Here is a 23,295-nt window from a genome sequence, read left to right as displayed (position 1 = left end):
ACGGACTCTGAAACGGATTCAGAGACTGACTCAGAGATTGATTCAGAAATGGATTCTGAAATGGATTCAGACACTGATTCTGAGATTGATTCTGATACGGATTCAGAGACTGACTCTGATACTGATTCAGAAACTGACTCTGAAACGGACTCAGAGATTGACTCTGATACTGACTCAGAAACTGATTCTGAAACTGACTCGCTTACTGATTCAGATACAGATTCTGATACTGACTCAGAAATTGATTCTGATACTGACTCAGAGATTGACTCTGATACTGATTCAGAAATTGATTCTGATACTGACTCAGAGATTGACTCTGATACTGATTCAGATACTGACTCGCTTACTGATTCAGAAATTGATTCTGAAACTGATTCACTTACTGATTCTGAGATAGATTCTGAAACTGATTCAGAAACTGACTCTGAAACGGATTCAGAAATTGATTCAGAAACTGATTCAGAAATTGATTCTGAAACTGATTCAGAAATTGATTCTGATACTGACTCAGAAACTGACTCAGAGATTGATTCAGAAACTGACTCTGAAATTGACTCAGACACAGATTCGCTGACTGACTCTGATACTGATTCAGAAACGGACTCAGAGATTGACTCTGAAACTGATTCAGATACTGACTCTGATACTGACTCAGAAATTGATTCAGATACTGACTCAGAGATTGATTCAGAAACGGACTCAGAGATTGACTCAGATACAGATTCTGAGATTGATTCAGAAACGGACTCAGAGATTGACTCAGATACAGATTCTGAGATTGATTCAGAAACGGACTCTGAGATTGACTCTGATACTGATTCAGAAATTGATTCTGATACTGACTCTGATACTGATTCAGAAATTGATTCTGATACTGACTCGGAGATTGACTCAGAGATTGATTCTGATACAGACTCGGAGATTGATTCAGAAACGGACTCAGAGATTGACTCAGAAACGGATTCAGACACTGATTCAGAGATTGATTCAGAAACTGATTCTGAAACTGATTCAGACACGGATTCTGAAATTGATTCTGATACTGACTCAGAGACGGACTCAGAAATTGACTCAGACACTGATTCTGAGATTGATTCTGATACTGACTCAGATACGGATTCTGATACTGACTCAGAGATTGATTCCGAAACTGATTCGCTAACGGATTCAGAAATCGATTCTGAGACGGACTCACTAACTGATTCTGAAATGGATTCTGAGACTGATTCGGAGATTGATTCTGATACTGACTCAGAAATTGACTCTGAGACTGACTCAGAGATTGATTCTGAGACTGACTCAGATACGGATTCTGAGATTGACTCAGAGACTGATTCTGAGACTGACTCAGACACTGATTCTGAGATTGACTCAGAGATTGATTCTGAGACTGATTCTGAAATTGACTCTGAGACTGATTCTGATACTGACTCAGAGACTGATTCTGAGATTGACTCAGAAATTGACTCAGAGACTGATTCTGAGATTGATTCTGAGACGGATTCTGAGATTGACTCAGAGACTGATTCAGAGATTGATTCTGAGACTGACTCAGAAATTGATTCACTTACTGACTCTGAGATAGATTCAGATACGGATTCTGAGATTGATTCTGACACTGACTCAGATACTGACTCTGATACTGATTCGCTGATTGATTCTGATACTGACTCAGAAACTGATTCTGATACGGATTCAGAGATGGATTCTGATACTGACTCAGAAATTGACTCAGAGACGGATTCTGAAATTGACTCAGAGACTGATTCTGAGATTGACTCAGAAATTGACTCAGAGACTGATTCTGAGATTGATTCTGAGATTGACTCAGAGACTGATTCTGAGATTGATTCTGAGACTGATTCTGAGACTGATTCTGAGATGGACTCTGATACAGATTCTGAAATTGATTCAGAAACTGACTCAGAAATTGATTCGCTGACTGATTCTGAAATTGATTCAGAGACTGACTCAGAAACTGATTCTGAGATAGATTCAGAAACGGACTCTTTTACTGATTCGGAAATAGACTCAGAGACAGATTCTCTTACTGATTCTGAAATAGACTCGGAGACGGATTCTCTTACTGATTCTGAAATCGAATTTGAAAGTGATTCTGAATTTGATGTAGATTCAGAATTTGACAGTGACTCAGAGTTTGAGATAGATTCTGAATTTGATGTTGATTCTGAGTTAGAAGTTGACTCAGACTCAGACAATGAATGTGAATTTGAGTTTGATAATGACTCTGACTCGGACGTATCAACTGTATACCAGTGTGTTGTTTCGTTAACTGTAGTTGAATTCAAACCGTTGACTAAGCTTACCGATGTCCCTTTAGAGTTTGGGTTTAATGTCCCTGTAAATGTTTGATAATCTGGGTGACCTGGTTTCAGGATAACCTGCACTAACATACTTACAGGATAACTTTTCGCCGCCTTGGCATAACCGTCAAAACCGATACGGATGGTTTGATAGTTATCTTCATAGATAACAGAGTAGATATCATTATCAGTTTTACCAGCTTGAGCATTTGCAGTAGCCAAAGCAGATTCTTCAGCTGAGATAAAACCTGTCACAGGAACAACAAGACTTGTATTCGCTGTTCCGGGAGCCATAACAGACGTTTCCATGACTTTGGTAAAGCCTGTTGTGTCAGCCGAGTTATAATCAACTGTTCCAGTGTAAGTCGGATCTTTTATCCAAATAGTCTTAACAAGGCTACCATTCTCATCTACTACTTCTGCTAGACGTTTAACATACAATGTTGAAATCGCACCATCATTATAAATCGTTCCTGGAGAATAAAGGCGTATTGGAGTACCACCGGTTGTACTTGCATAGTCATAGCCTACAAAATCACGTTTAGCAGATGGCGTAGCCATTTGACCACCAATACCTTTAATAGTATAGGTTGCTATTGTTTTACCATCAGTTGTTTTATAGTATGTTGTATATTCTTGATAGGTTGGAACCAAGGTATTAGTGAGCGTTCCACCGTCATACTGTAATTGGAGCTCTCCTGCCGTTGTACTTGATGAGGTACTGTCACCGTAAGTAACAGTTAGAGGCAGGTTATTAGCACCTGAGTAGTTTTGGAAATAAGTAAAAGTTGCTGTTTGGCCTTTTTCTAAAGTATGGCTTTCAACAACTGTTTTATTAGTCTTATTAACTAACTCGACATAAGTTGTCGTTGTTGTTGTATCATAATCTAAAGAATAACGGAAATAGTAGTTATCTTTGATAGTTTGATCCGTCAGCTGATCACCAAACCAGTTGAATTTTGAATAGTTAAAGGTAAAGCGTTCCGCTTCTGAAGAAGGTCTGAAGCTTGTGTTATTTGTTGGATCTGAAATTTTAGCCCCATTAGCATCATCCATTGATGGTGACGCTGTTGAAAGCGTGTCAACTAAAACACCATAACCTTCACCAACTTTAGTCACTGTTGCAGTCGTTGCTGTGTCAAGAGCAAACGTAATCATGCCATCTTCATCATTTTCCAACAACAAAAGACCTATTGCTTGATTGCTTGCTTGCAAACTGCTGATAATGGTAGCAAGGTCAGCCACAGTTGCATCCGCATCTCCTAAGATGGTGTGAGCCAACAAAATCTGGTCACGACTGGTCTCAATCGCAGTCAGCAAAGCTTGACTAGGTGCAGATTGGTTACTTGCTATTTGTACTAAAACCTCTGCTTCCGAAATAACTTGCTCTAAAGTTTGCTTTTCTTCTACAGTTGTAGCGCCCGTTTCGCTCGCACTGGTTTCGGAACCTGTTTCACTTGCTGCTGATTCGCTTGTGCTGGTTTCGGAACCTGTTTCACTTGCTGCTGATTCGCTTGTGCTGGTTTCAGACTTTGTCGAACTCGATGTCGTAGTCGATTCGGACTCTGATTCCGAATGTGATACAGAAGTTGATTCTGAGACAGAGAGCGACTCTGAAGCCGACTGACTTTCTGAGTTAGATACGGACTCTGATGAACTGAGCGATTCGGACTCCGAAATCGATGTCGATCCCGATGCTGAGGTTGACTCAGATTGACTCGCTGATTCGGAAATCGATGTTGATTCTGAGGAGCTTACTGAAACCGAATCTGAGTCGACAACTGTCGTTAACACGACAGTATCTGCTTCTGCCAAGGTTGAAGTACTTGTCTCTGATGTCGCGACAACTTCAGAAGCCATAACGGTTTCAACCGCGACATTCCCCCCCACAACAGCTCCCACTGCTGCTAATCCGCGTAACAATTGGCTTGCAGTCATTGAACGTTTTACAGTGGCAAGGTTGACCTCGCCTGAACTTGCCGAAGACTTGCCTCCAATACGCATCAAACCGATTTGCGACATGACTGTCCTCACCCAGTGCTTACCGGATTTATGCATTTTTACACGACTTTTTCGAGATACTTCGGTAAAGTCATCTTTTCTTTGCATTTTCATTCAAAGAAATCCTCCTGATGTTGATTTATTATTTAGTGCCCTAAAAATATCCCAATCAGCAATAGTCCGCTAAATAATCACTCCATTCTACCAATGAGTTATACTAATGTCAATAATTTTGCTTAAATGAAAACTTTTTTTTTTATTATTTTCGAGCTTAATATATTGTTAAAAAATAGTTTTCAAAATAGATTTCTTTCGTATATTTTCCTTATTTTTCACTTTTATATCAATAAAATCATGAAACCAGTTGAGTACAACTGGTTTCATGATTATTCTTGCTCTTCTTTTTGTTTTTCTTTTTGAGTAGTCCAAATAACAGCATTCCTCCGATCAAGGAGAGGGATTGCTGGATAGAGTTGGATAGTGACTCGGAGACGGACTCAAAGGCAGATTCCTATACGGAGAGACTCAAACTCTCTGTCATAGGCTGGTAATGAAAAGAAAAGATAAGATTACTCTCACCTTTTCCATTTTTCTAAAATTGAAATCTTTTGCATACATTTTTGATAGTCTTGCATCCTACCAGCTTTCAAATAAAAATCCTTGTGTAGATTCAATCGCCATCTATAGGCTCTTAATTCCGGCGCAATATCAAAACCAATTAATGACAAAACTGTAATTCGTTCTTCAATACTTTTTAGAGGAAAGACAGAAGAGATTTCGACCGTTTTAGTAACACTTGTTTGTCTTTTTCGATGGTAATATAAACTCGTATTTGAAAAGACAATGCGATCAGCATTCAGATAAATTTTCCAGGTTGTATAGTCGTCCTCAACTTTTTCATCTTCTGGATAAACAATGCCTTCCAATAGGGAGGATTTATAGAGTTTGCACCACGGAACTGTAAAGCATTGACTAATCGCAAATCGGCCTTCATACTCTTTATTAAACCATTCTTGCGGACTATAAACCTGTCTAAAGTAATCTTGAGCTTGTAAATGGAAAGCAAATGAACTCGTCTCTTCCATAAATTGTGTAAAGTTAACAACAGCAATATCAGCATCCGTCTCTTTCAACGACTGATAGAGATATTCAATGTGATTCGGTTCCAACCAATCATCATTATCAACAAATAAAACATACTCACCACTAACTAGAGGCAGGGCTGTATTTCGTGCTGCTCCGACCCCTCCTCCTCCGATTGCCTTATTCACCAATTTAACTCGGCTATCTTTTTGACGATAAGCTTCACAAACACCGGCACTACCATCTGTAGATCCATCGTTCACCAATATTAATTCAATGTTTTGATAGGTTTGATCTAAAATACTATCCAAACACTGTTTCAAATAGATACCCGCATTGAATACAGGGACAATGACTGATACTTTTTCCATCCTATTTCTACTTTCTAAATCGATTCATCAAATCTAACTTAGCACTAATAGCCCGATAGAGCTCAATCTGACCTGCATAGAGAGCATCTGCTTGACATTTTTTCAAGCGAGCTACATAGGAATCTATCTGGGCTGCCGGATTATAGCCCATCGTCACTAGCAGAGCAATACGCTCCTCGGCATTACTAATCATGGTCGTAATATCCTGCAACATAGCAGATCGAGATAGACCTTCCGGCCGTTGAGAATAGTAATAAGGACCTTCATTGGTGAAATGAATCTGGTTAGCTTTCAAATACAACTTATAAATCGTTGCATCATCTTCTCTAAGACGCCCTACCGGATAGCGAATATCCCCAAACAAGGACCTTTTAAATAGTTTCAAAGGAGAGAAGGTGAAAGCTAGATGCATATTGTTCTTCATATCTCCTTCTAGATCCAACCACTCCTGGACAGAATAGACTGTTTGGAAGTAATTTCCTTCGTTATGATAAAAAAGGAAAGACTGCCGTTCCTCGTTGAAAGAGGTGAAATTTGTGGCAGCAATGTCCGATCCTGACTCTATCGCTCCATCATACAGATGTTTTAGATAGAAATCTTCCACAAAATCATCCGAGTCAACAAAGGTAATATATTCCCCTTTTGCATTATCGATTCCCTTGTTTCGAGCAGCAGATACTCCTGCGTTTTCCTGATGAATAACTCGGATCCGCTCATCTTTTTTGGCATATTCTTCCAAAACGAAGGCACTTCCGTCTGTCGAACCATCATTAATTAAAATCAATTCAAAATGAGGATAGGTTTGTTTCAATAAGGAATCTATACAACGTTTTAAGTATGGCTTCACATTATAAACAGGGACAATAATACTAATCAAAGTAGATTCTGATTGCATTTTATGCTCTTCTTTCACCGAAACCTCCTGTAGAGTTTGCGGCGCAACACCCACCCAAGCCTTTACGGAAAGAAGGTAGTCCGCATCATCTGTAAACTGAATATCTGTATCAAAATTATGCTCAGCAGTGTGCTTGTGGTCAAGTTTCACCTTGGAAGTCGCTTTCATTTGGAACCATTCATACTCAGAATCGATGTGGCCCAAATCAATTGCCTGATGACCTCTCTTCATCAAATCAACTCCCAAGACCTTGGCTGTTGGCCCCAACATCAGAAGGACCAGCTTATCATCTGCATGCTCTAGAATCGCTTCTAAAATGTCATCGTATTTAGCAAAAGCATTCTTTGATGGACAAACGATTCGAGAAACAGATTCTGCTCCAGCAAACAGATCATTACCAACTCCTGATCGACTGGTCTCACCTTCGACAATCAAAATATCTCGACCCCGCCATAAGTCCTTAATGGCTGCAAAATAGGCTGCCGCAGGTTCCTTATCCACCAAGTCAATATAGGGACGTGAAATGAAGGTTGAACCGTACCAATCAGATTGACACTCGTGGGCATAAAATTGACCATAGCGCTCAAAATGACTCTTCCAAAATTGTTGAGCATTTGAATTATACCGTTCCAATCCTTGAAAGACATCTGGCAAACACACCACTAATTCCGGAGAACTTGGAATGGTTAAAATAGCTTTTAAGGCTGCCGCTAATGCTGAATCATATGGTTGATAGGGGATGCTAGACCCCTGAATCACGTCAATTTCTCCATCTCCAAACCGCACAACAGAGGACTGGTGTTCCTTGATATAAGCAAGGCTATCCAAAATCGGCAAAACACGAATTTCTTCTAATTTTCTCATCCTTCTCCCCCATCACATATGGCACTAAAGACAGCATTGACCAATAATTTTTTCGTAAAATACCCTTGTCGAACCAAGGGATTAAAGGCCCTTACTCTAGCCACAAATCCCTGATAGTCAGCTGGCGTCATAGCTTGAATTTTTTCAACCGCTTCATCCAGACTGTCCACAACCAAACCAAGTTCATTCGCCTCAATGATTTCCTGATTGGCAATTCCTCTCTGAACAATCACAGGGATGCCCGCTGCTACAAAAGCACCTAATTTATACGGACAATAGAGGGTTTGATACCCCTTGTCATGATCATCCATCCAGACCAAGCCAAATCCGCCTTGCGACATCTCTAACAAGAGCTGTTCATCTGGGCGATAAGGCAGGCGTTTTACCATGGTTGGCAACTCCACCTCTTGGCGACAATAAAGATGAACCTGAACAGGATAGTTCCAACTTTTCATGAAACTAAAACGCTCTGGTGAGCCCGGAAAGTGAATTAAGGGCTTGTAATAAGCTGGTAATTGCGGAGCATTGGTCGGATGATCCCACATCCCCTGAACTAGTGTCTTTTTCACAGTCAAACCATGTTCACGCAAGACATCAATCATCTTTTGACTCGGAGCCACAATGACATCTGCTAGATTATAATAGGCAATGGTCCGGTCCATCAAGTAGTAATTCCCCGCAAACATTAAAGGAACAACATCGTGGATAAAAATCACAATTTTGATTTGATAGGCCTTCAACTTTGCCATCAAGCGCTCATCAAAATTCGTTGTATTCCAAGTCGGCGTTTGGAAGATGACAACATCTCCATGCCGCAAGCCAGCCACAATCCCATCCAAGCGTTTACTGAGTTCAGACGGACTATCTGCCTCCATATTATAAGCATAGACCCCCAGTTCACGATAGCCAAGCCCAATCGCAATATCTGTCACCATATTTTGTCCAAGCTGCGCCGTTGAAGATGCTGCTTGACCGTTTAAATTTGTAATATAGACTCTCATTTAGTTGTTTCCGTATTTATCTATCATCCGCTTGCGGAATTCCAGGTTCTTATAAGCTACTACATCCCCATTACGCAGTTTGCTATCCCGATTTATCTGCGAACGCCATTTGTAGGCGGCAATTTCCCGTGACAAATCAAAACCAAGCAAACCCAGCACCTCAAGGCGTTCTGCCACTGGCTCCGTTGAAAATATTGTCGCCTGATCGGCTGTCTGGGTCATCGACCCCGCATTGACACGATAAATCAGACTAGAGCGATGCATATAGGCGATGCGATTCGCTGCCAAGTATGTTTTCCAAGTTGTCCGGTCGTCCTCCCCAAAACCATCTGTCGGATAGAGGATGTATTCAAACAAAGACTTTTTATACATTTTGCTCCAAGGTACTGTGAAACAGAGGGAAATATTGTGGCCAACACCATATTGGAAAGCAAACCACTCTTTTGGGCTATATACAGCCTCGTAATAATCATCTGTCCCAATGTGTAAATTGAACTGCCCAGTCTCCTCGTAATACTGAGTAAAGTTGGAAATGGCCACATCACTTCCTGTACGAGTAAGTAGTTCATGCAAATCAGAAATATGATTGGGATCTATCCAATCATCTGCATCTACAAAGACGATATACTCTCCTGTCGCCACTTCAAGCGATGTATTACGTGCAGCACCTAGGCCCTCATTCTTCCTCTTGTGAACCACTCGAACCCGTGAATCTTGCTTACGCAACTGCTCGCACAAGAGAGCTGACCCATCTGTCGAACCATCATTGATCAATAAGATCTCTAGATTTTTATAATCCTGTGCAATAATACTTTCGACACACTGACGAAGATGTTTTTCCCCATTGTAAACAGGTACAATTACACTCACTTTTTCCACTTATATGCCTCATTCCCTCTTTATATATTACCATTATCATAGCATGCCTAGACTAGAAATGCAAAAATAGTCTGTTATTTTTCTATAAACAAAAAGGGGATCTTCCCCTTTTTTAACGATAGATTCCATAATACTGGTGAGCTGACCATAGCCCTGTCACCATAGCTTGAACCAACTCTGGATCCATCAAAAAATCTGTAACTGCCTGCCCATTGAGGTATCCAGCTTCGCTCTTAAAACCTGTGAAGGCTTGGCAGCGTTCCTCTAGTTCCTTCCGAATGTCCAGATACTTTTGTGGATTTTGCAGAGGCTGGTTCACATCACAAGCTCCTGCCAAAAACTCCTCAATCGTCATGTGATTGGCCAACTCACGCAAACCAGCAAAACGCCCTTCTTCAAATCCTTGTTCCTGAATATTCAAAACAGGTGTTCCAAGCGCCAAACATGGCAAGGTTCCATGCAGACGAGTGGTGACGACAAAACGTGCTGATTGATAGAGATAGAGGTAGTACTGAGCCACTTTCATCCGTTGAGAAGGGCTCATGTACTGGTGGTTGATATCTGCACTCATCCGAATAACAGGATAAATAGATTCTCTTGCCAACTTATCATAAACAGCATTTGGCAAATCAATCGCTAAGACAAAATCCTGCTTTTTCACATTCTTTTCTGGTTGAATGGTTAATGTCAAGCAACCAGACCAGTACGAGTCTACACCGATCGATTCAAGGAAGTCTTTGGTAGCTCCACTCCTCGCACCAACTGGACCATATTTTTTGAAAAATGCTCTATTTTCTTCTGTAGAAAATTGCTCTTGCACCAGATCATCGATAAACATCGATATCAATAAAGGATCGATTTTTTCATTTTTTAATGGAAAATTTTCCGGGCGGTGGGAATACCAGCCATTCATGATAAGCTTGATTGATTCCTCACCATCATACTGGAACTCATTTAAATAATCCCTGTTCACATAGTAATCTATCTGTGGTAAAAAACGACTCGTCGCTACCGACTGAATCTCATCTCCAATATTACCAGTGGTATACGAAAAAAGGGCATATTTGGTCATGACATCTCCTACTTTCTTATTTGGTTCTAGTATAGCACAATATAGTAGGAATGCGAAGCTCGTAGCTTAGATTGTTCGAGCTTGACCTACCCCATTATTGATTTTAAAGACATACTTATGCCCCTGAGTCAGACTATGATAAAAACCATCTCCCTCATAGACTTGGAAAATCTGCATGGTCTTGCGACTTTCCTCATCCTTGTAAACATGTTGGACATAGGGATTATCCGCAAAAACCTTCTCCAAGAGTTCTTGACTAGCCGGATGTGCCTTCCCTTCTATACGAATGACCTGAATCAAGTAGTCTTCTTCTGACAGGGCGGTTAGCGCCACACGCTCATCCCCCATCAGTTGCTGATAGAAATGCGTTTCCGAACCTGTCATAAAGAAAATACCATCTTCATTGGCAGCTGTGATATGGATAGGCCGCGCATGAGGATTGCCATCTGCATCGACCGTCGCAAAAATCCCTAGCTTCATACCTTCCAAAATTTCCATGACATCTTTGACTTCCATAAGTAGCCTCCTAGACTTACATTCTACCTAAATTATAGCAAATTCCATCCGGAAAGTTAAGGTAAACACACAAAAAACCCTTCCGAATATTTCCCATCCCTCTAGCCCTGAGGCCCACTCTTTAGCTGAGTTGTCTTTACATAGTCCCTAAACTGCCAAAGGCATAAAATGACCAACAACCTTTCCTACTATCTTAGGCTTGTCTTCATAGAAGGCAAACTTATCCGGATGGTCTGGATTGATGGACACGAGACGAAAACCTTCCTCCTCCCGATACACACGCTTGATATAGGTATGGCCAAACCAGATAATAGCATAGATACCGCCGTCATAATCAAAACCAGTCTCCTTGATAAGCGCCACCTCGCCTGATTGGAACATGGGCTCCATGGAATTACCCTTAATCCAAGTCGCCACGTCATGGTCCATCTCACTATCAAAATAGACTGTTTCTGTCTCAAACTCATCCTCTAGGACCTCTCCAGGACCCGCAGACAGCAAAATATTGGTCCGAACCTGATAGGCCACAAACTGTAGAGACTGGTGCTGCTCCTCCAACAAACGCTGTGAGTAACGCTTCACCTTACCTTGATGACCACTAGTCAACTGATGGTAGACAGACAAGAGCTCAAAATCTGCATCAAAATATCCCATTTCCACCAAAAATGTTTCTTCCAATGCTCGCAAATGTTTGGTATTGGGAACTGTCGTCTCCGATTCCCACTTAGAAATCGTCACCTTCCCAACACCAACCAGCTTCCCTAGATTTTCCTGCGTCATCTCATTGACCAAACGAATCGCTCGCAAACGCTCCCCTGAAAACATCCTTCACCTCAATAAGTTTCTTTATAAAGTAACTATATTATACAAAATATTCTGTTTTCTGACAAGTTTTTTTCTATTTCTTTCCACTATTTATATATAGACTCTCTAGCTCAAACTTATTCATTGCATAAAAACCATATACAAAGCATGATTTACCAAGGTTTCTATTTAATATATAAAAAGAGAAGACCAAAATGGTCTTCTAAGTGGCACGCTTTCTTTTGTTCATTACAGTTTCTGGTGATTCACACTTTCACAGAATTTAGTACCAACCACTCAGCTGGTGAAGCCATTCCTCAAAAGCAGGAAAGAGATTCATAGCAAGCAATGTCAAAACCATGACTACTATCAGAATCAGGAGTACAAGGTATTTCTTCTTCACTGGCTTCTCCTATTTCACCCAGGCCGATAACACTTCCTCATCAGAAATGGTTTCCGAGATAAAGCTGCCGTTGCTGGTGCGTTCAGACAGGCTAAGCTGGGTCACATCGACTTCGTAAACCTTAGCCGCTTTCGATGTCACCTGTAAAATCTGGCTACTTGTTTCTTCCTCGCTAGCTGTGCTAAAGAGGTCAAAATCACCCTGATCCGTCAAAACAGGCCCTGCCGCAAAGACACGGTGAGGCTTAGCCTTGAGTTCGCGAAGGACCTGCAAACCACGCTTGGCACGACTGGTCACAGGGATTTCCTCCGTCGCCATTCGTTTAAGACTACCACGCTGGGTCAGGAGATAGACGGAGCTGGTGTTGCTGATAAAGGCCGCAGCCACCACATCTTCGTCCTTGAGGTTGACCGCCTTGACACCAGCCGCCTTGGCGCCGATGATTGGAACTTCTTCGATGTTAAATCGCAGAGCGTAGCCCTTTTCTGTCATGAGCATGATGTCATCCAAGACTACAGGCGATATGGTAATAACCACATCATCCGCATCTTTAAGTTTGGCATACTTGGTTGACTTGGACTTGTAAGTCCGCCACGGAGTAAACTCCTTCCGCTCCACACGCTTGATTTGACCGTATTTGGTCACCGCGAAATAAGTTCCCTCATCAAAATTCTCTACCAATTCAGCGAAGATAATCTCTTCATTGGTATCAAAGTTCATGAGAGTCTGGCTCAGGTGTTCACCAATGTCCTTCCAGCGAATATCTGTCAGTTCATGGACAGGCCGGTAGATGACATTTCCAAGATTGGTAAAGAGCAAGAGGTGCTGGGTTGTCTTGGCATTCTGCAAGAAAATCAGCTGGTCATCCTCTCGTTTGCCCACTTCTTCAACCGTTGAAGCACCGAAAGAACGCGGACTTGTCCGTTTGATGTAACCTGCCTTGGTCACGCTAACAAAAGTTTCTTCTTCGACAATCAAGCTGGCGGTGTCGATTTCAATCGCTTCTGCCTGTTCTTGCAATTCACTCAAACGAGGATTCCCAAATTGCTTTTTGACCTCACGCAGTTCCTTCTTCATAAGATTGAACATGGTCCGCTCATCGCCGATAATGGCTGCCAAGGTCTGAATCTGCTCGCGTAGAGCCGCTTCTTCATTCTCCAAGGTCACAATATCGGTGTTTGTCAAACGGTAGAGTTGCAAGGTCACGATTGCCTCAGCCTGTTCCTCACTAAAATCATAGCTGATTTTCAAGTTTTCCTTGGCGTCAGCCTTGTTCTCAGAAGCACGGATAAGAGCAATAACCTCGTCCAAAATGGAAATGACACGGATCAAACCTTCTACGATATGGAGGCGTTTTTCTGCCTTTTCCTTGTCAAACTTAGACCGGGCAATGATAATCTCACGGCGGTGGGCTATGTAGCTGGACAGAATCTTCTGCAATCCGACCTGACGCGGTGTGAAATTGTCAATCGCCACCATGTTAAAGTTGTAATTGATTTGCAGGTCGGTGTACTTGTAGAGGTAGTTGAGAATGGTCTGCTCATCGCTGTCTTTTTTCAGCTCGATGGCAATCCGCAGACCTGTACGGTCTGACTCATCACGCACCTCGGCAATACCAGGAACCTTGTTGTTGACACGGACATCATCAATCTTCTTGACCAGAACAGCCTTGTTGACCTCGTAAGGAATCTCGGTAATGACAATCTGTTTCTTGCCAGCCTTGAGTTGCTCGATTTCACAACGGCTACGGACAACGACACGACCCTTACCAGTTTCATAGGCTTTCTTGATTTCGTCAGCCCCTTGGATAATGGCACCTGTTGGGAAGTCTGGTCCAGGCAAGAACTCCATTAGCTTTTCTAATTTAGCTGTCGGATGATCAATCATGTAGACAACAGCATCAATGACCTCCGCTAGATTATGCGGCGGGATGTCCGTCGCGTACCCAGCTGAAATTCCTGTCGCTCCATTGACCAAGAGATTAGGGAAGGCAGCTGGTAGCACAGTGGGTTCTTTTTCCGTATCGTCAAAGTTCCAGGCAAATGGTACCGTCTTTTTCTCGATATCGGCTAGCAAATAACCTGCCATTTCCGACAGACGAGCCTCGGTGTAACGCATCGCCGCAGGCGGATCACCGTCCATGGAACCGTTGTTCCCGTGCATCTCCACCAAAATCTCGCGGTTTTTCCAGTCCTGACTCATACGGACCATGGCATCATAAATAGAGTAATCACCGTGTGGGTGGAAATTCCCCATGATATTCCCGACTGACTTGGCAGACTTGCGGTAGCCCTTGTCAAAAGTGTTGCCATCCTTGTTCATAGAGTAGAGGATACGGCGCTGAACAGGTTTCAGACCGTCACGAATGTCCGGCAGAGCCCGCTCCTGAATAATGTATTTGGAGTAGCGACCAAAACGCTCTCCCATAATGTCCTCAAGGGACATGTTTTGAATATTACTCATAATATTCCTTTTTCTTATTTTCTTATTTTTTGTTAAAAAGTTTACTGCTAATTATACTTATAACAGCATATTAATATCTATATCTTCTTTTTTCAAAGCGTTGCTCAATGGGAACATCATCTCGTTTAGGGTTTGTCTATATTTTCTGCCGAGCGCAGCTTCTTCCATGCCCGATAATCTTCAATGTCTTTATTAACCCAGTTCCAGCAAGTTGCTATAACCAGCGCATCATCCATTTGACCAAAGAATGGAATCCAGTCTGGAACTACATCTACAGGCGAGAGAAAGTAGATTAAAGCCGAAACAATTGCGAGAATAGTCCTCTTAGGAATCTTGGTATAATCTCGTTTCAAATAGCTTCGAACCATACTTATCATGATGGGAATATTTTTAAATTCCTGAGCTAAAAAGGGAATCCATTTAATTTTCTTTTCTATTTTTTCCAAGAAGGGTTCCATTTTGGAATCATCTTTCAATAGTGACTCAGCTTTCTGGTATCTCTTTTGAATTTCCTCGATTGCCTGTTTTTTAGAAAATCTTTTTTTCATCTTGTCTTCCATACTTTCTTTGTCATAAGAGAAAAACTGTTCATCAAAATACTGTGTTTTCTTCTAGCGTAAACCTAACATTATCCTCAATCCATTTCCGGCGTGGCTCGACCTTGTCGCCCATAAGGACAGATACACGGCGTTCAGCACGGGCCAGGTCTTCAATGGTGACACGGATAAGAGTACGGGTTTCAGGGTTCATGGTTGTTTCCCAGAGCTGATCGGCATTCATCTCACCAAGACCCTTGTAGCGTTGGAGGATAAAGCCCTTGCCAAAATCCTTGCGGAGATCTTCTAATTCCCCATCAGACCAAGCATAAGCTATCTTTTCTGTTTTGCCCTTGCCTTTTGACATCTTGTAAAGTGGCGGAAGGGCGATGTAAACCCGACCAGCTTCCACCAAGGGTCGCATATAGCGATAGAAGAAAGTCAGCAAGAGGGTCTGAATGTGGGCACCATCCGTATCTGCATCGGTCATGATAATAATCTTGTCATAGTTGACATCTTCCAGCGTAAAGTCTGAGCCAACACCTGCACCGATGGTATAAATCATGGTGTTGATTTCTTCGTTTTTGAGGATGTCCGCCATTTTTGCCTTGGCGGTATTGATAACCTTACCACGCAAGGGTAGAATGGCTTGGAACTTGCGGTCACGGCCCTGTTTGGCAGAGCCTCCAGCCGAATCTCCCTCGACCAGATAGAGTTCATTTTTTGCTGGATTTTTGGACTGGGCTGGGGTGAGTTTCCCTGATAAAAGGCCCTTGTCCTTCTTGTTTTTCTTGCCATTTCGGCTTTCATCACGGGCTTTACGGGCGGCCTCGCGCGCATCGCGGGCCTTAATAGCCTTGCGAACCAAATTTGAAGCCAGTTCACCATTTTCCAAGAGGAAATACGTCAACTTTTCTGAGACAATTCCGTCTACAATTGGACGAGCCAGCGGGCTCCCCAGCTTATCCTTTGTCTGACCTTCAAACTGCAAATGCTCTTCTGGGACAAGGATAGAAAGGACCGCAGACAGTCCTTCACGGTAGTCAGAGCCTTCCAAGTTCTTGTCCTTTTCCTTGAGCAAGTTGGTCTTACGAGCATAGTCGTTCATGGCCTTGGTAATGGCTAGTTTGAGACCTGTTTCGTGGGTACCGCCGTCCTTGGTCCGAACGTTGTTAACGAAGGAGAGAATGTTATCTGAATAACCATCGTTGTACTGCATGGCAACTTGGACCTGGAAACCTGCATCTTCTCCTTCAAAATAGAGGACTGGTGTCAAAGTTTCCTTGTCTTCGTTAAGGTAGGATACAAAGTCCTGAACGCCATTTTCATAGTGGTACTCCTCTTGCTCACCTGTTCGCTCATCCGTCAGGGTCATGGTGACTTGTTTGAGCAAGAAGGCTGATTCTTTCAGGCGTTCGGCAATGGTGTTGAACTTGAAATCAGTCGTTGAGAAAATGGTATCATCAGGCATAAAGGTCACTTTTGTACCTGTTTTTGATTTTGGAGCGGTACCAATCTTCTCTAGGGTCGTGACTGGCTTTCCGCCCTGCTCAAATCGTTGCTTGTAAACAGCACCGTCACGGGTAATCTCAACTTCCAACCAGCTGGACAGGGCATTGACCACCGAAGAACCAACCCCGTGGAGACCACCTGAGGTCTTGTAGCCACCTTGACCGAACTTACCTCCTGCGTGGAGAACGGTGAAGATGACTTCGACTGTTGGCTTGCCGGTAGCGTGCATACCAACGGGCATACCACGACCACGGTCGGAAACGGACAGACTGCCGTCCTTGTTAATGGTCACGTCAATTCGGTCACCGAAACCAGACAGCGCTTCATCGACAGCGTTATCGACAATCTCCCAGACCATGTGGTGCAGACCGTTCCCATCTGTCGAGCCGATATACATACCAGGGCGCTTGCGAACAGCATCCAACCCTTCCAGTACCTGAATGGCATCGTCATTATAGTTATTTATGTTAATCTCTTTCTTAGCCAAAACTGACCTCCATACATATCGTCTTTACTATCTTACAAGTTTTTAAGCATTTTTGCAAAAAATTTCTGCTATTTCGGCTGGAACAGGGCAAACTTGACTATTTGATGAAAAAGCCGGACAACTATGCTATAATCTAAGTATGTTACAGACAATTTTACTTCTAATATTAGCTTATTTACTGGGCTCGATTCCGTCAGGTCTCTGGATTGGACAAGCCTTTTTCAACATCAACATCCGAGAACATGGTTCGGGCAATACTGGGACGACCAATACCTTCCGTATCCTGGGTAAGAAAGCTGGAATGGCGGTCTTTGCCATCGACTTTCTCAAAGGTACCCTAGCGGCCCTCCTGCCTGTTTTCTTTCATGTAAATAGCCCTTCACCTATCCTATTTGGCTTGATAGCTGTTCTGGGACATACCTTCCCGATTTTTGCCAATTTCAAGGGAGGTAAGGCTGTGGCCACATCGGCTGGCATGTTGCTGGGTGTTGCGCCCCTCTTCTGCCTCTATCTGGTCTTTATTTTCGCGACCTCTCTCTACCTGACCTCCATGGTTTCCTTTTCAAGTGTCTTGGCAGCAGCCCTGGCAATGCTTGGAGCTCTGATTTTCCCAGCCCTTGGTTTCTTGGTCAATAGCTATGACTGGTTGTTCACCGTGATTATCCTATTTCTGGGTAGCTTTGTCATTATCCGACACAAGGACAATATCCAACGCATTTTGAAACAGGAAGAAAATCTCGTTCCCTTTGGATTAAATATTACAAAGCAAAAGAAGAAATAATTTCAAGCGCCGAGAGGCGTTTTTTTATATCATGAAAGAGAAATAAAGCAGCTTTTTTGTAAGATTCAAAACCCTAAAACTGCTAACTTTGATAAAAAGTTCTTAAAAATAAGGAGCCAACCAGCTCCTTCAAAACACTTATTTTTCAAATACAACCTGTCCATCCGCAATGGTATAACGAACTTGGCCCATGAGCCAATCACCGACAAAGGGAGAATTGGCGGATTTAGAGGCAAAGGTTGCTGATACTTGACGATTGACTGTAGGATCAAAAATCACTAGGTCGGCCGGTCCATTTTCAGCCAGATAACCTGCATCCAAGCCATAAAGTTTGGCAGGATTGATGGTCATTTTCTCCAATAATTCTTGGAGTGTCAGATGCCCTTCTTCCACCAAATGCGTCAAACCAAGTGATAGAGAGGTCTCCAGTCCAGTCATGCCAGACGGTGCTTGCGTCAAGTCCTCTACATTTTTTTCATCCGCATGATGAGGTGCATGGTCGGTCGCAATAACTGAAATGACACCTGATTTTAGCCCTTCTATGACTGCCAAACGATCGCTTTCCAAACGAAGAGGCGGGTTCATCTTGGCATTTGCCCCCTTGGTCAACAACAAATCTTCTGTCCGAGAAAAATGCTGAGGGGCTACTTCTGCGGTCACACGCGCACCCATACCTTGTGCAAATTCGACCACCTTGACAGACTCAGCTTTGGACAGATGCTGGATATGAACACGGGCACCCGTTTCATAGGCAATCATGACGTCACGAGCAATCATGCTGTATTCAGCCACACCAGTCGCGCCGCAGACGTGAAAATGCTTGGCAGCGACTTGCTCGTTCAAACCTAGAATACCATTCAAATCTGGATCTTCTTCGTGGAGGCTGAGCAGGCACTCCAATTTCTTAGCCTCCTGCATAGCTTTTCGCACCACTCCAGCATTTGTCAATGGAATGCCGTCATCAGAAAGAGCTACAGCACCCGCAGCTAGGAGCCCTTCAAAATCCGTCAAATCTTGGCCATTAAATTGATTGGTAATGGTTCCCACACTGTAAATATGAATGTTTTCCTTGCTGGCCGATTGCAGCACCTCTTTCAAGGTGTCCACTGTCGAAATGGTCGGATTGGTATTAGCCATCATGACAACCGAGGTAAAACCACCCGCTGCTGCCGCCAGAGCCCCTGTATGAATATCTTCCTTGTGGGTCTGACCAGGCTCACGGAAATGAACATGGACATCCACCAGGCCAGGCGCAACAACCAAGCCACTAGCATCAAGCACCTGCTCCGCATCTACCTCAATCTGCTCAGCAATCTTGATGATTTTCTTGTTCTCTATCAAAATATCAGCGACTGCGTCCAGTCCAGACTCCGGGTCTATGACACGACCATTCTTAATTAACAGCATGATAACTCCTTTTAAATGCTACTGTTTAGCCACAGCTTCAACCAATTGCTCCACTTCTTGAGCACTGATCTGGTCATCTACTTCTAAGTAAAGTTCCTTAGCTCGTTCAAAATAGCTGCGCTCTTTGGTGATTTCTCCCAAGACACGATTGGCACTAGCTTCTATATAGGGAAACTCAATACGAGCTGCCTCCTTGAGTACTTTTCGCATCTCTTGCTCTGCCAACTCCATATCTCCCATTAGAAAATGCAAATAGGCTTGCTCATAAGCATTACCAACAAGTTGAGACTCATTGTATTCAGATAGTAAAGTTGCTTCCTCTTCAAGAAACTCCAAAGCTTGCTGATAATTGCCTGCTTCTCGCTCTACATCTGCCACCTGGCGCAAGGCCACTGGCTGCAATTCTCTCAGAAAAAATTCCTCAGCCTGGCTATGTTCTCGCGCCAAAACAAGATTAGCCTGAGCCAACTCTTTTGCCAAGTCCATTTCCTTCTCGGCAATCGCCAAATAAATCCGTTGATTTCGTAACCAAAAATGGCCTGAAATATGGGCATCATCCAGCCTTGCAACTCCTTCTTCATAAAGCTGGTGAGCTAGGCTAAAGTTCTTTTCATCCAAAGCCTCAAAGAATGATATATCTCTTTCAAAATCGGTCATTTTCATTCCTTCAATTAACTTCATCTTCGCCAATCAATCTCTTCCTTCCCATTCTGTTTCAAAAAGGCATTAGCCTGTGAAAAAGGCTTACTTCCAAAGAAGCCTCGGTAGGCTGAAAGCGGACTTGGATGGGCCGACTCTATAATCAAATGTTTAGGATTGTTAATAAGAACCTTCTTCTTCCGGGCATAAACTCCCCAAAGAATGTAGACAACTGGTTGGTCCAGACTATTGACCACCTTGATTACCGCATCCGTAAAGGGCTCCCAGATTTGTCCAGCATGTCCATTGGCCTGACCGGCCGGCACTGTCAAACAAGCATTGAGTAATAGAACGCCCTGTTCAGCCCAGCTGGTTAAATCATGACCTTGTTTGACACCGACATCTTCAGCCAACTCTTTTAGGATATTTTGGAGAGATGGCGGAGCTGGAATGCTATCTGGGACTGAAAAGGATAGCCCTTGTGCTTGTCCAGGTCCGTGATAGGGATCCTGCCCCAAAATGACCACTTTTACATTTTCTAAAGCCGTCTTTTCCAAGGCTGCAAATACCTTTTCCCTGGGTGGATAAACAGTTCCGTCAGAATAAACCTGGTCCAAAAACTGATTGATGTTGCCAAAATAATGCTCCGGCAACAAGGCCTTTATCCGATCATGCCAAGCAGAATGCTCCATGCTGACTACCTCTTACTTCTTCTCTTTGATGATATAAACCGGTCGATGCTTGGTTTCCAAGAAAACCTTGGCCAAATACTTACCTAAAATACCAATGGTCATCAACTGCAAGCCACCTAAAAAGAGGATGATACAGATAGTTGACGGCCAACCGATTGTCGGATCCCCGAAGACCAGAGTCTTAAAGACAACGACAACCATCAAAACCAAGGACAGGAGGAAAGTGAAGAAACCAGTATAGGATGCAATATTCAGCGGCGTATCTGAAAAATTGATAATCCCTTCAATCGAGTAGGACAGCAACTTCCAGAAGGACCAGCTGGTTTCACCAGCCACCCGCTCAACATTTTCATAAGGCAGGTATTCTGTCTCAAAACCAACCCAGGCAAAAATTCCTTTTGAAAAACGATTGTACTCTGAAACAGACAGGATAGCATCTACCATGTGTCGGCGCATGAGACGGAAATCGCGGGCCCCGTCCACCACTTCTACCTGGCTAATCTTGTTCATCAGCTTGTAGAAAAGCTTTGCAAAGAAGCTCCGAATAGGCGGCTCGCCATCACGGCTGACACGACGGGTGCCAACACAGTCCAGTTCTGGATTAGCATCCAAGATGGACTTCATCTGGGTGAGCATTTCTGGTGGATCCTGCAAATCCACATCCATGACGGTCACCAATTCACCCTGCGCAGCCTGCAGGCCGGCATAAAGAGCGGCCTCCTTGCCAAAATTTCTGGAAAAGGAAATGTAGCGGACACCATTGCCCTCAGCAGCCAACTGCCGAAGAACCTTGAGCGTCCCATCCTTGGACCCATCATTGACAAAAATATACTCAAATTGCTCCCTCATCTTCCGACGGACCACTTCCATGGCGTCGTAAAAATAGGGAATCGCCTCTTCCTCATTGAAACAAGGAACGATTACTGAAATCATACACTTCTCCTCATACGGTCAATTGTTTCCCCAACATTATACCATTTTCAGGGCCATGTTCCCAGAAATCAGGCGATTTTGCTGTGAAAACTAGTCCTCCAACCAAGTTTCAGGATTCTGGCGGAATTTTTTCAAGAGAGTCAAGCCATCCGCATTGATGTAGCCCTGCACTTTTGCGACTTTTATAAGTTCAGAATAATTGCTGAGCGTCACCATTTTGACACCAGTGTTGTCAAAATTCCGGTCTGCCACAGGCAATTGGTAGGTGAAAATGGCTGCCACACCAAGTACCTCTGCTCCTTCACGTTGAGCCGCTGCCACTGCATCCAAGACAGAACCACCTGTCGAAATCAGATCCTCGATGATAACCATTTTCTGCCCCTTGACAATGCGACCTTCCAGTTGATTACCAGCCCCATGCTCTTTTGGTTTGCTACGGATGTAAGCAAATGGCAGATTCATGCGGTCTGCAATAATGGCTCCGTGCGGAATGCCAGCCGTCGCCGTACCTGCAATCACTTCTACTTCTGGAAACTCCTCTTCAATTCGTTGAACAAAACCATCCTCAATCAGGTTGCGGGTATCCAGATAAGAAAGCGTGATACGATTATCCGTATAAATAGGTGACTTGATGCCAGACGCCCAAGTAAAAGGCTTTTCTGGTCGCAAATGAACCGCCTTGATGTCCAACAAATGTGATGCAATTTCTGTTGCTAGTGTCATGATAATTCTCCTTTAGATTAGTAATATTGTTTATTTAGATATTCCATTCTTCTTTGATAGCCAGGTATGCTTCATAAGGATTGGCCGCCTGCGTGATGGGACGCCCGACCACGATATAGTCACTGCCAATGCTGGCCGCCTGTGCTGGAGTAACAACCCGTTTTTGATCACCCACTTCGCTACCAGCTGGTCGAATTCCTGGTGTCAGACAGGCAAAGGCCGCACCAGTGGCCTGCTTGATCAAATCGACCTCCTGAGCCGAGCAAACGACACCGTCCAGTTCTGCTTCCTGAGCCTTTTTGGCGTAGTGGACCACTGCATCCACCAGGCTAGTCTGGATATTCTGATCCGCCTGCATCTGCTCTTCCGAAGTCGAGGTCAGCTGGGTCACAGCGATCAAGATTGGTCCAGGTCCCAGTCCCTTTCTAGCCGATTGCATCATCTCTACGCCCCCAGCTGCATGAACATTGGTCATATCAACACCCAGCTTGGCCAACACCGACATAGCCGATTGGACTGTATTGGGAATATCATGAAGTTTCAGGTCTAGGAAAATGCTGTGCCCGCGGTCTTTCAGGTCTTTGATAATAGCCGGACCTTCCGCATAGTAGAGCTCCATTCCAACCTTGAGATAGAGTTTTTCCTGACTTGGGAAATGAGTCAAAAAATCAACGACTTCTTGACTACTTGCGAAATCCAAGGCAATAATGGGACGTTTTTCTTTCATAGTATCCTTTCTGTACACAGAAAAACCCTGCCAACTCTGGACAGGGTTCACGAAATGAGCTTAGAAATTCGACTTCTAAGATGCTTACCATGATACCTTTCCAGCCTCTCTGGACTCAGTTAAAGGTTCTATTTGACTCTATACTACTATTTTATTTGATTTCTGTCAACAGTTTTGAG

General features: G+C 43.4%; 18 protein-coding genes. 1 reads left to right on the top strand and 17 read right to left on the bottom strand.

The genetic code is table 11. From position 1 onward, the window contains the following. From ACHBIE_RS02355 to parE, 11 genes are all read right to left on the bottom strand, one after another. Nucleotides 1–4,436, bottom strand: a 4,436-nt coding sequence (locus ACHBIE_RS02355) for a DUF445 family protein (RefSeq protein ID WP_394732628.1), incomplete at its 3' end; no start/stop codon positions are given. Between the two features lie 467 nt (nt 4,437–4,903). Continuing rightward, nucleotides 4,904–5,782: a glycosyltransferase family 2 protein gene (locus ACHBIE_RS02350; RefSeq protein ID WP_394732623.1), complete on the bottom strand. Its 879-nt coding sequence runs from the start codon at nt 5,780–5,782 to the stop codon at nt 4,904–4,906. 7 nt (nt 5,783–5,789) lie between these two features. Beyond that, entirely contained in the window at nt 5,790–7,541 is a 1,752-nt protein-coding gene (locus ACHBIE_RS02345) for an SP_1767 family glycosyltransferase (protein ID WP_394732622.1), read from the bottom strand. Further along, nucleotides 7,538–8,542 (bottom strand): sugar transferase, encoded by a 1,005-nt coding sequence (locus ACHBIE_RS02340; protein WP_394732621.1) that lies wholly within the window; start codon nt 8,540–8,542, stop codon nt 7,538–7,540. The genes ACHBIE_RS02345 and ACHBIE_RS02340 overlap by 4 nt, the downstream gene beginning before the upstream one ends. Then, nucleotides 8,543–9,412 (bottom strand): glycosyltransferase family 2 protein, encoded by an 870-nt coding sequence (locus tag ACHBIE_RS02335; protein ID WP_394732620.1) that lies wholly within the window; start codon nt 9,410–9,412, stop codon nt 8,543–8,545. A gap of 121 nt (nt 9,413–9,533) precedes the next feature. Continuing rightward, nucleotides 9,534–10,493, bottom strand: coding sequence for a polysaccharide pyruvyl transferase family protein (locus tag ACHBIE_RS02330; RefSeq protein ID WP_105122847.1), 960 nt, complete (start codon nt 10,491–10,493; stop codon nt 9,534–9,536). Between the two features lie 66 nt (nt 10,494–10,559). Continuing rightward, a complete protein-coding gene (locus ACHBIE_RS02325; protein WP_105122846.1) occupies nt 10,560–11,009 on the bottom strand; it encodes a pyridoxamine 5'-phosphate oxidase family protein in 450 nt (149 codons plus the stop codon). A gap of 147 nt (nt 11,010–11,156) precedes the next feature. Further along, nucleotides 11,157–11,834, bottom strand: a complete 678-nt coding sequence (locus ACHBIE_RS02320; RefSeq protein WP_394732619.1) for a helix-turn-helix transcriptional regulator — start codon at nt 11,832–11,834, stop codon at nt 11,157–11,159. A 391-nt stretch (nt 11,835–12,225) separates the two neighbouring features. Beyond that, the gene (parC, locus tag ACHBIE_RS02315) at nt 12,226–14,679 is read right to left on the bottom strand and encodes a DNA topoisomerase IV subunit A (protein WP_394732618.1); all 2,454 of its coding nucleotides are present in this window, start codon (nt 14,677–14,679) and stop codon (nt 12,226–12,228) included. 125 nt (nt 14,680–14,804) lie between these two features. Beyond that, nucleotides 14,805–15,227 carry a DUF1232 domain-containing protein gene (locus tag ACHBIE_RS02310; protein WP_172073265.1) on the bottom strand — a complete coding sequence of 141 codons (423 nt, stop codon included), beginning with the start codon at nt 15,225–15,227 and terminating at the stop codon, nt 14,805–14,807. Nucleotides 15,228–15,270: 43 nt separating this feature from the next. Continuing rightward, a complete protein-coding gene (gene parE, locus ACHBIE_RS02305; protein WP_394732617.1) occupies nt 15,271–17,214 on the bottom strand; it encodes a DNA topoisomerase IV subunit B in 1,944 nt (647 codons plus the stop codon). Nucleotides 17,215–17,353: 139 nt separating this feature from the next. Here parE and plsY point away from each other — a divergent pair, with 139 nt between their 5' ends. Next, the gene (plsY, locus tag ACHBIE_RS02300; RefSeq protein ID WP_105122842.1) at nt 17,354–17,995 is read left to right on the top strand and encodes a glycerol-3-phosphate 1-O-acyltransferase PlsY; all 642 of its coding nucleotides are present in this window, start codon (nt 17,354–17,356) and stop codon (nt 17,993–17,995) included. Nucleotides 17,996–18,133: 138 nt separating this feature from the next. Here the strand turns inward: plsY and ACHBIE_RS02295 are convergent, their stop codons facing one another. From ACHBIE_RS02295 to pyrF, 6 genes are all read right to left on the bottom strand, one after another. After that, a complete protein-coding gene (locus ACHBIE_RS02295; protein WP_394732616.1) occupies nt 18,134–19,402 on the bottom strand; it encodes a dihydroorotase in 1,269 nt (422 codons plus the stop codon). Nucleotides 19,403–19,420: 18 nt separating this feature from the next. Further along, complete coding sequence (locus ACHBIE_RS02290; RefSeq protein ID WP_172095971.1) at nt 19,421–20,083, bottom strand: hypothetical protein; 663 nt, start codon at nt 20,081–20,083, stop codon at nt 19,421–19,423. Then, complete coding sequence (locus ACHBIE_RS02285; RefSeq protein WP_172074501.1) at nt 20,080–20,733, bottom strand: uracil-DNA glycosylase; 654 nt, start codon at nt 20,731–20,733, stop codon at nt 20,080–20,082. Before ACHBIE_RS02285 ends, ACHBIE_RS02290 begins: the two co-directional genes overlap by 4 nt. Before the next feature lie 12 nt (nt 20,734–20,745). Continuing rightward, complete coding sequence (locus tag ACHBIE_RS02280) at nt 20,746–21,666, bottom strand: glycosyltransferase family 2 protein (protein ID WP_172073208.1); 921 nt, start codon at nt 21,664–21,666, stop codon at nt 20,746–20,748. Nucleotides 21,667–21,756: 90 nt separating this feature from the next. Then, entirely contained in the window at nt 21,757–22,389 is a 633-nt protein-coding gene (gene pyrE / locus ACHBIE_RS02275; RefSeq protein WP_394732615.1) for an orotate phosphoribosyltransferase, read from the bottom strand. A gap of 34 nt (nt 22,390–22,423) precedes the next feature. Further along, the gene (gene pyrF, locus ACHBIE_RS02270) at nt 22,424–23,116 is read right to left on the bottom strand and encodes an orotidine-5'-phosphate decarboxylase (protein ID WP_172062625.1); all 693 of its coding nucleotides are present in this window, start codon (nt 23,114–23,116) and stop codon (nt 22,424–22,426) included. Nucleotides 23,117–23,295 lie beyond the last annotated feature (179 nt).

Source organism: Streptococcus sp. A23, assembly GCF_043674155.1.
Taxonomy (GTDB): domain Bacteria; phylum Bacillota; class Bacilli; order Lactobacillales; family Streptococcaceae; genus Streptococcus; species Streptococcus suis_V.
This window is presented reverse-complemented; position numbering and strand designations above follow the sequence as displayed.

Coding starts and splice junctions, on each gene's coding strand:
- ACHBIE_RS02350 (WP_394732623.1), bottom strand. CDS start 5,782: ATGGAAAAAGTATCAGTCATTGTCCCTGTATTCAATGCGGGTATCTAT.
- ACHBIE_RS02345 (WP_394732622.1), bottom strand. CDS start 7,541: ATGAGAAAATTAGAAGAAATTCGTGTTTTGCCGATTTTGGATAGCCTT.
- ACHBIE_RS02340 (WP_394732621.1), bottom strand. CDS start 8,542: ATGAGAGTCTATATTACAAATTTAAACGGTCAAGCAGCATCTTCAACG.
- ACHBIE_RS02330 (WP_105122847.1), bottom strand. CDS start 10,493: ATGACCAAATATGCCCTTTTTTCGTATACCACTGGTAATATTGGAGAT.
- ACHBIE_RS02325 (WP_105122846.1), bottom strand. CDS start 11,009: ATGGAAGTCAAAGATGTCATGGAAATTTTGGAAGGTATGAAGCTAGGG.
- ACHBIE_RS02320 (WP_394732619.1), bottom strand. CDS start 11,834: ATGTTTTCAGGGGAGCGTTTGCGAGCGATTCGTTTGGTCAATGAGATG.
- parC (WP_394732618.1), bottom strand. CDS start 14,679: ATGAGTAATATTCAAAACATGTCCCTTGAGGACATTATGGGAGAGCGT.
- ACHBIE_RS02310 (WP_172073265.1), bottom strand. CDS start 15,227: ATGAAAAAAAGATTTTCTAAAAAACAGGCAATCGAGGAAATTCAAAAG.
- plsY (WP_105122842.1), top strand. CDS start 17,354: ATGTTACAGACAATTTTACTTCTAATATTAGCTTATTTACTGGGCTCG.
- ACHBIE_RS02295 (WP_394732616.1), bottom strand. CDS start 19,402: ATGCTGTTAATTAAGAATGGTCGTGTCATAGACCCGGAGTCTGGACTG.
- ACHBIE_RS02290 (WP_172095971.1), bottom strand. CDS start 20,083: ATGAAGTTAATTGAAGGAATGAAAATGACCGATTTTGAAAGAGATATA.
- ACHBIE_RS02285 (WP_172074501.1), bottom strand. CDS start 20,733: ATGGAGCATTCTGCTTGGCATGATCGGATAAAGGCCTTGTTGCCGGAG.
- ACHBIE_RS02280 (WP_172073208.1), bottom strand. CDS start 21,666: ATGATTTCAGTAATCGTTCCTTGTTTCAATGAGGAAGAGGCGATTCCC.
- pyrE (WP_394732615.1), bottom strand. CDS start 22,389: ATGACACTAGCAACAGAAATTGCATCACATTTGTTGGACATCAAGGCG.
- pyrF (WP_172062625.1), bottom strand. CDS start 23,116: ATGAAAGAAAAACGTCCCATTATTGCCTTGGATTTCGCAAGTAGTCAA.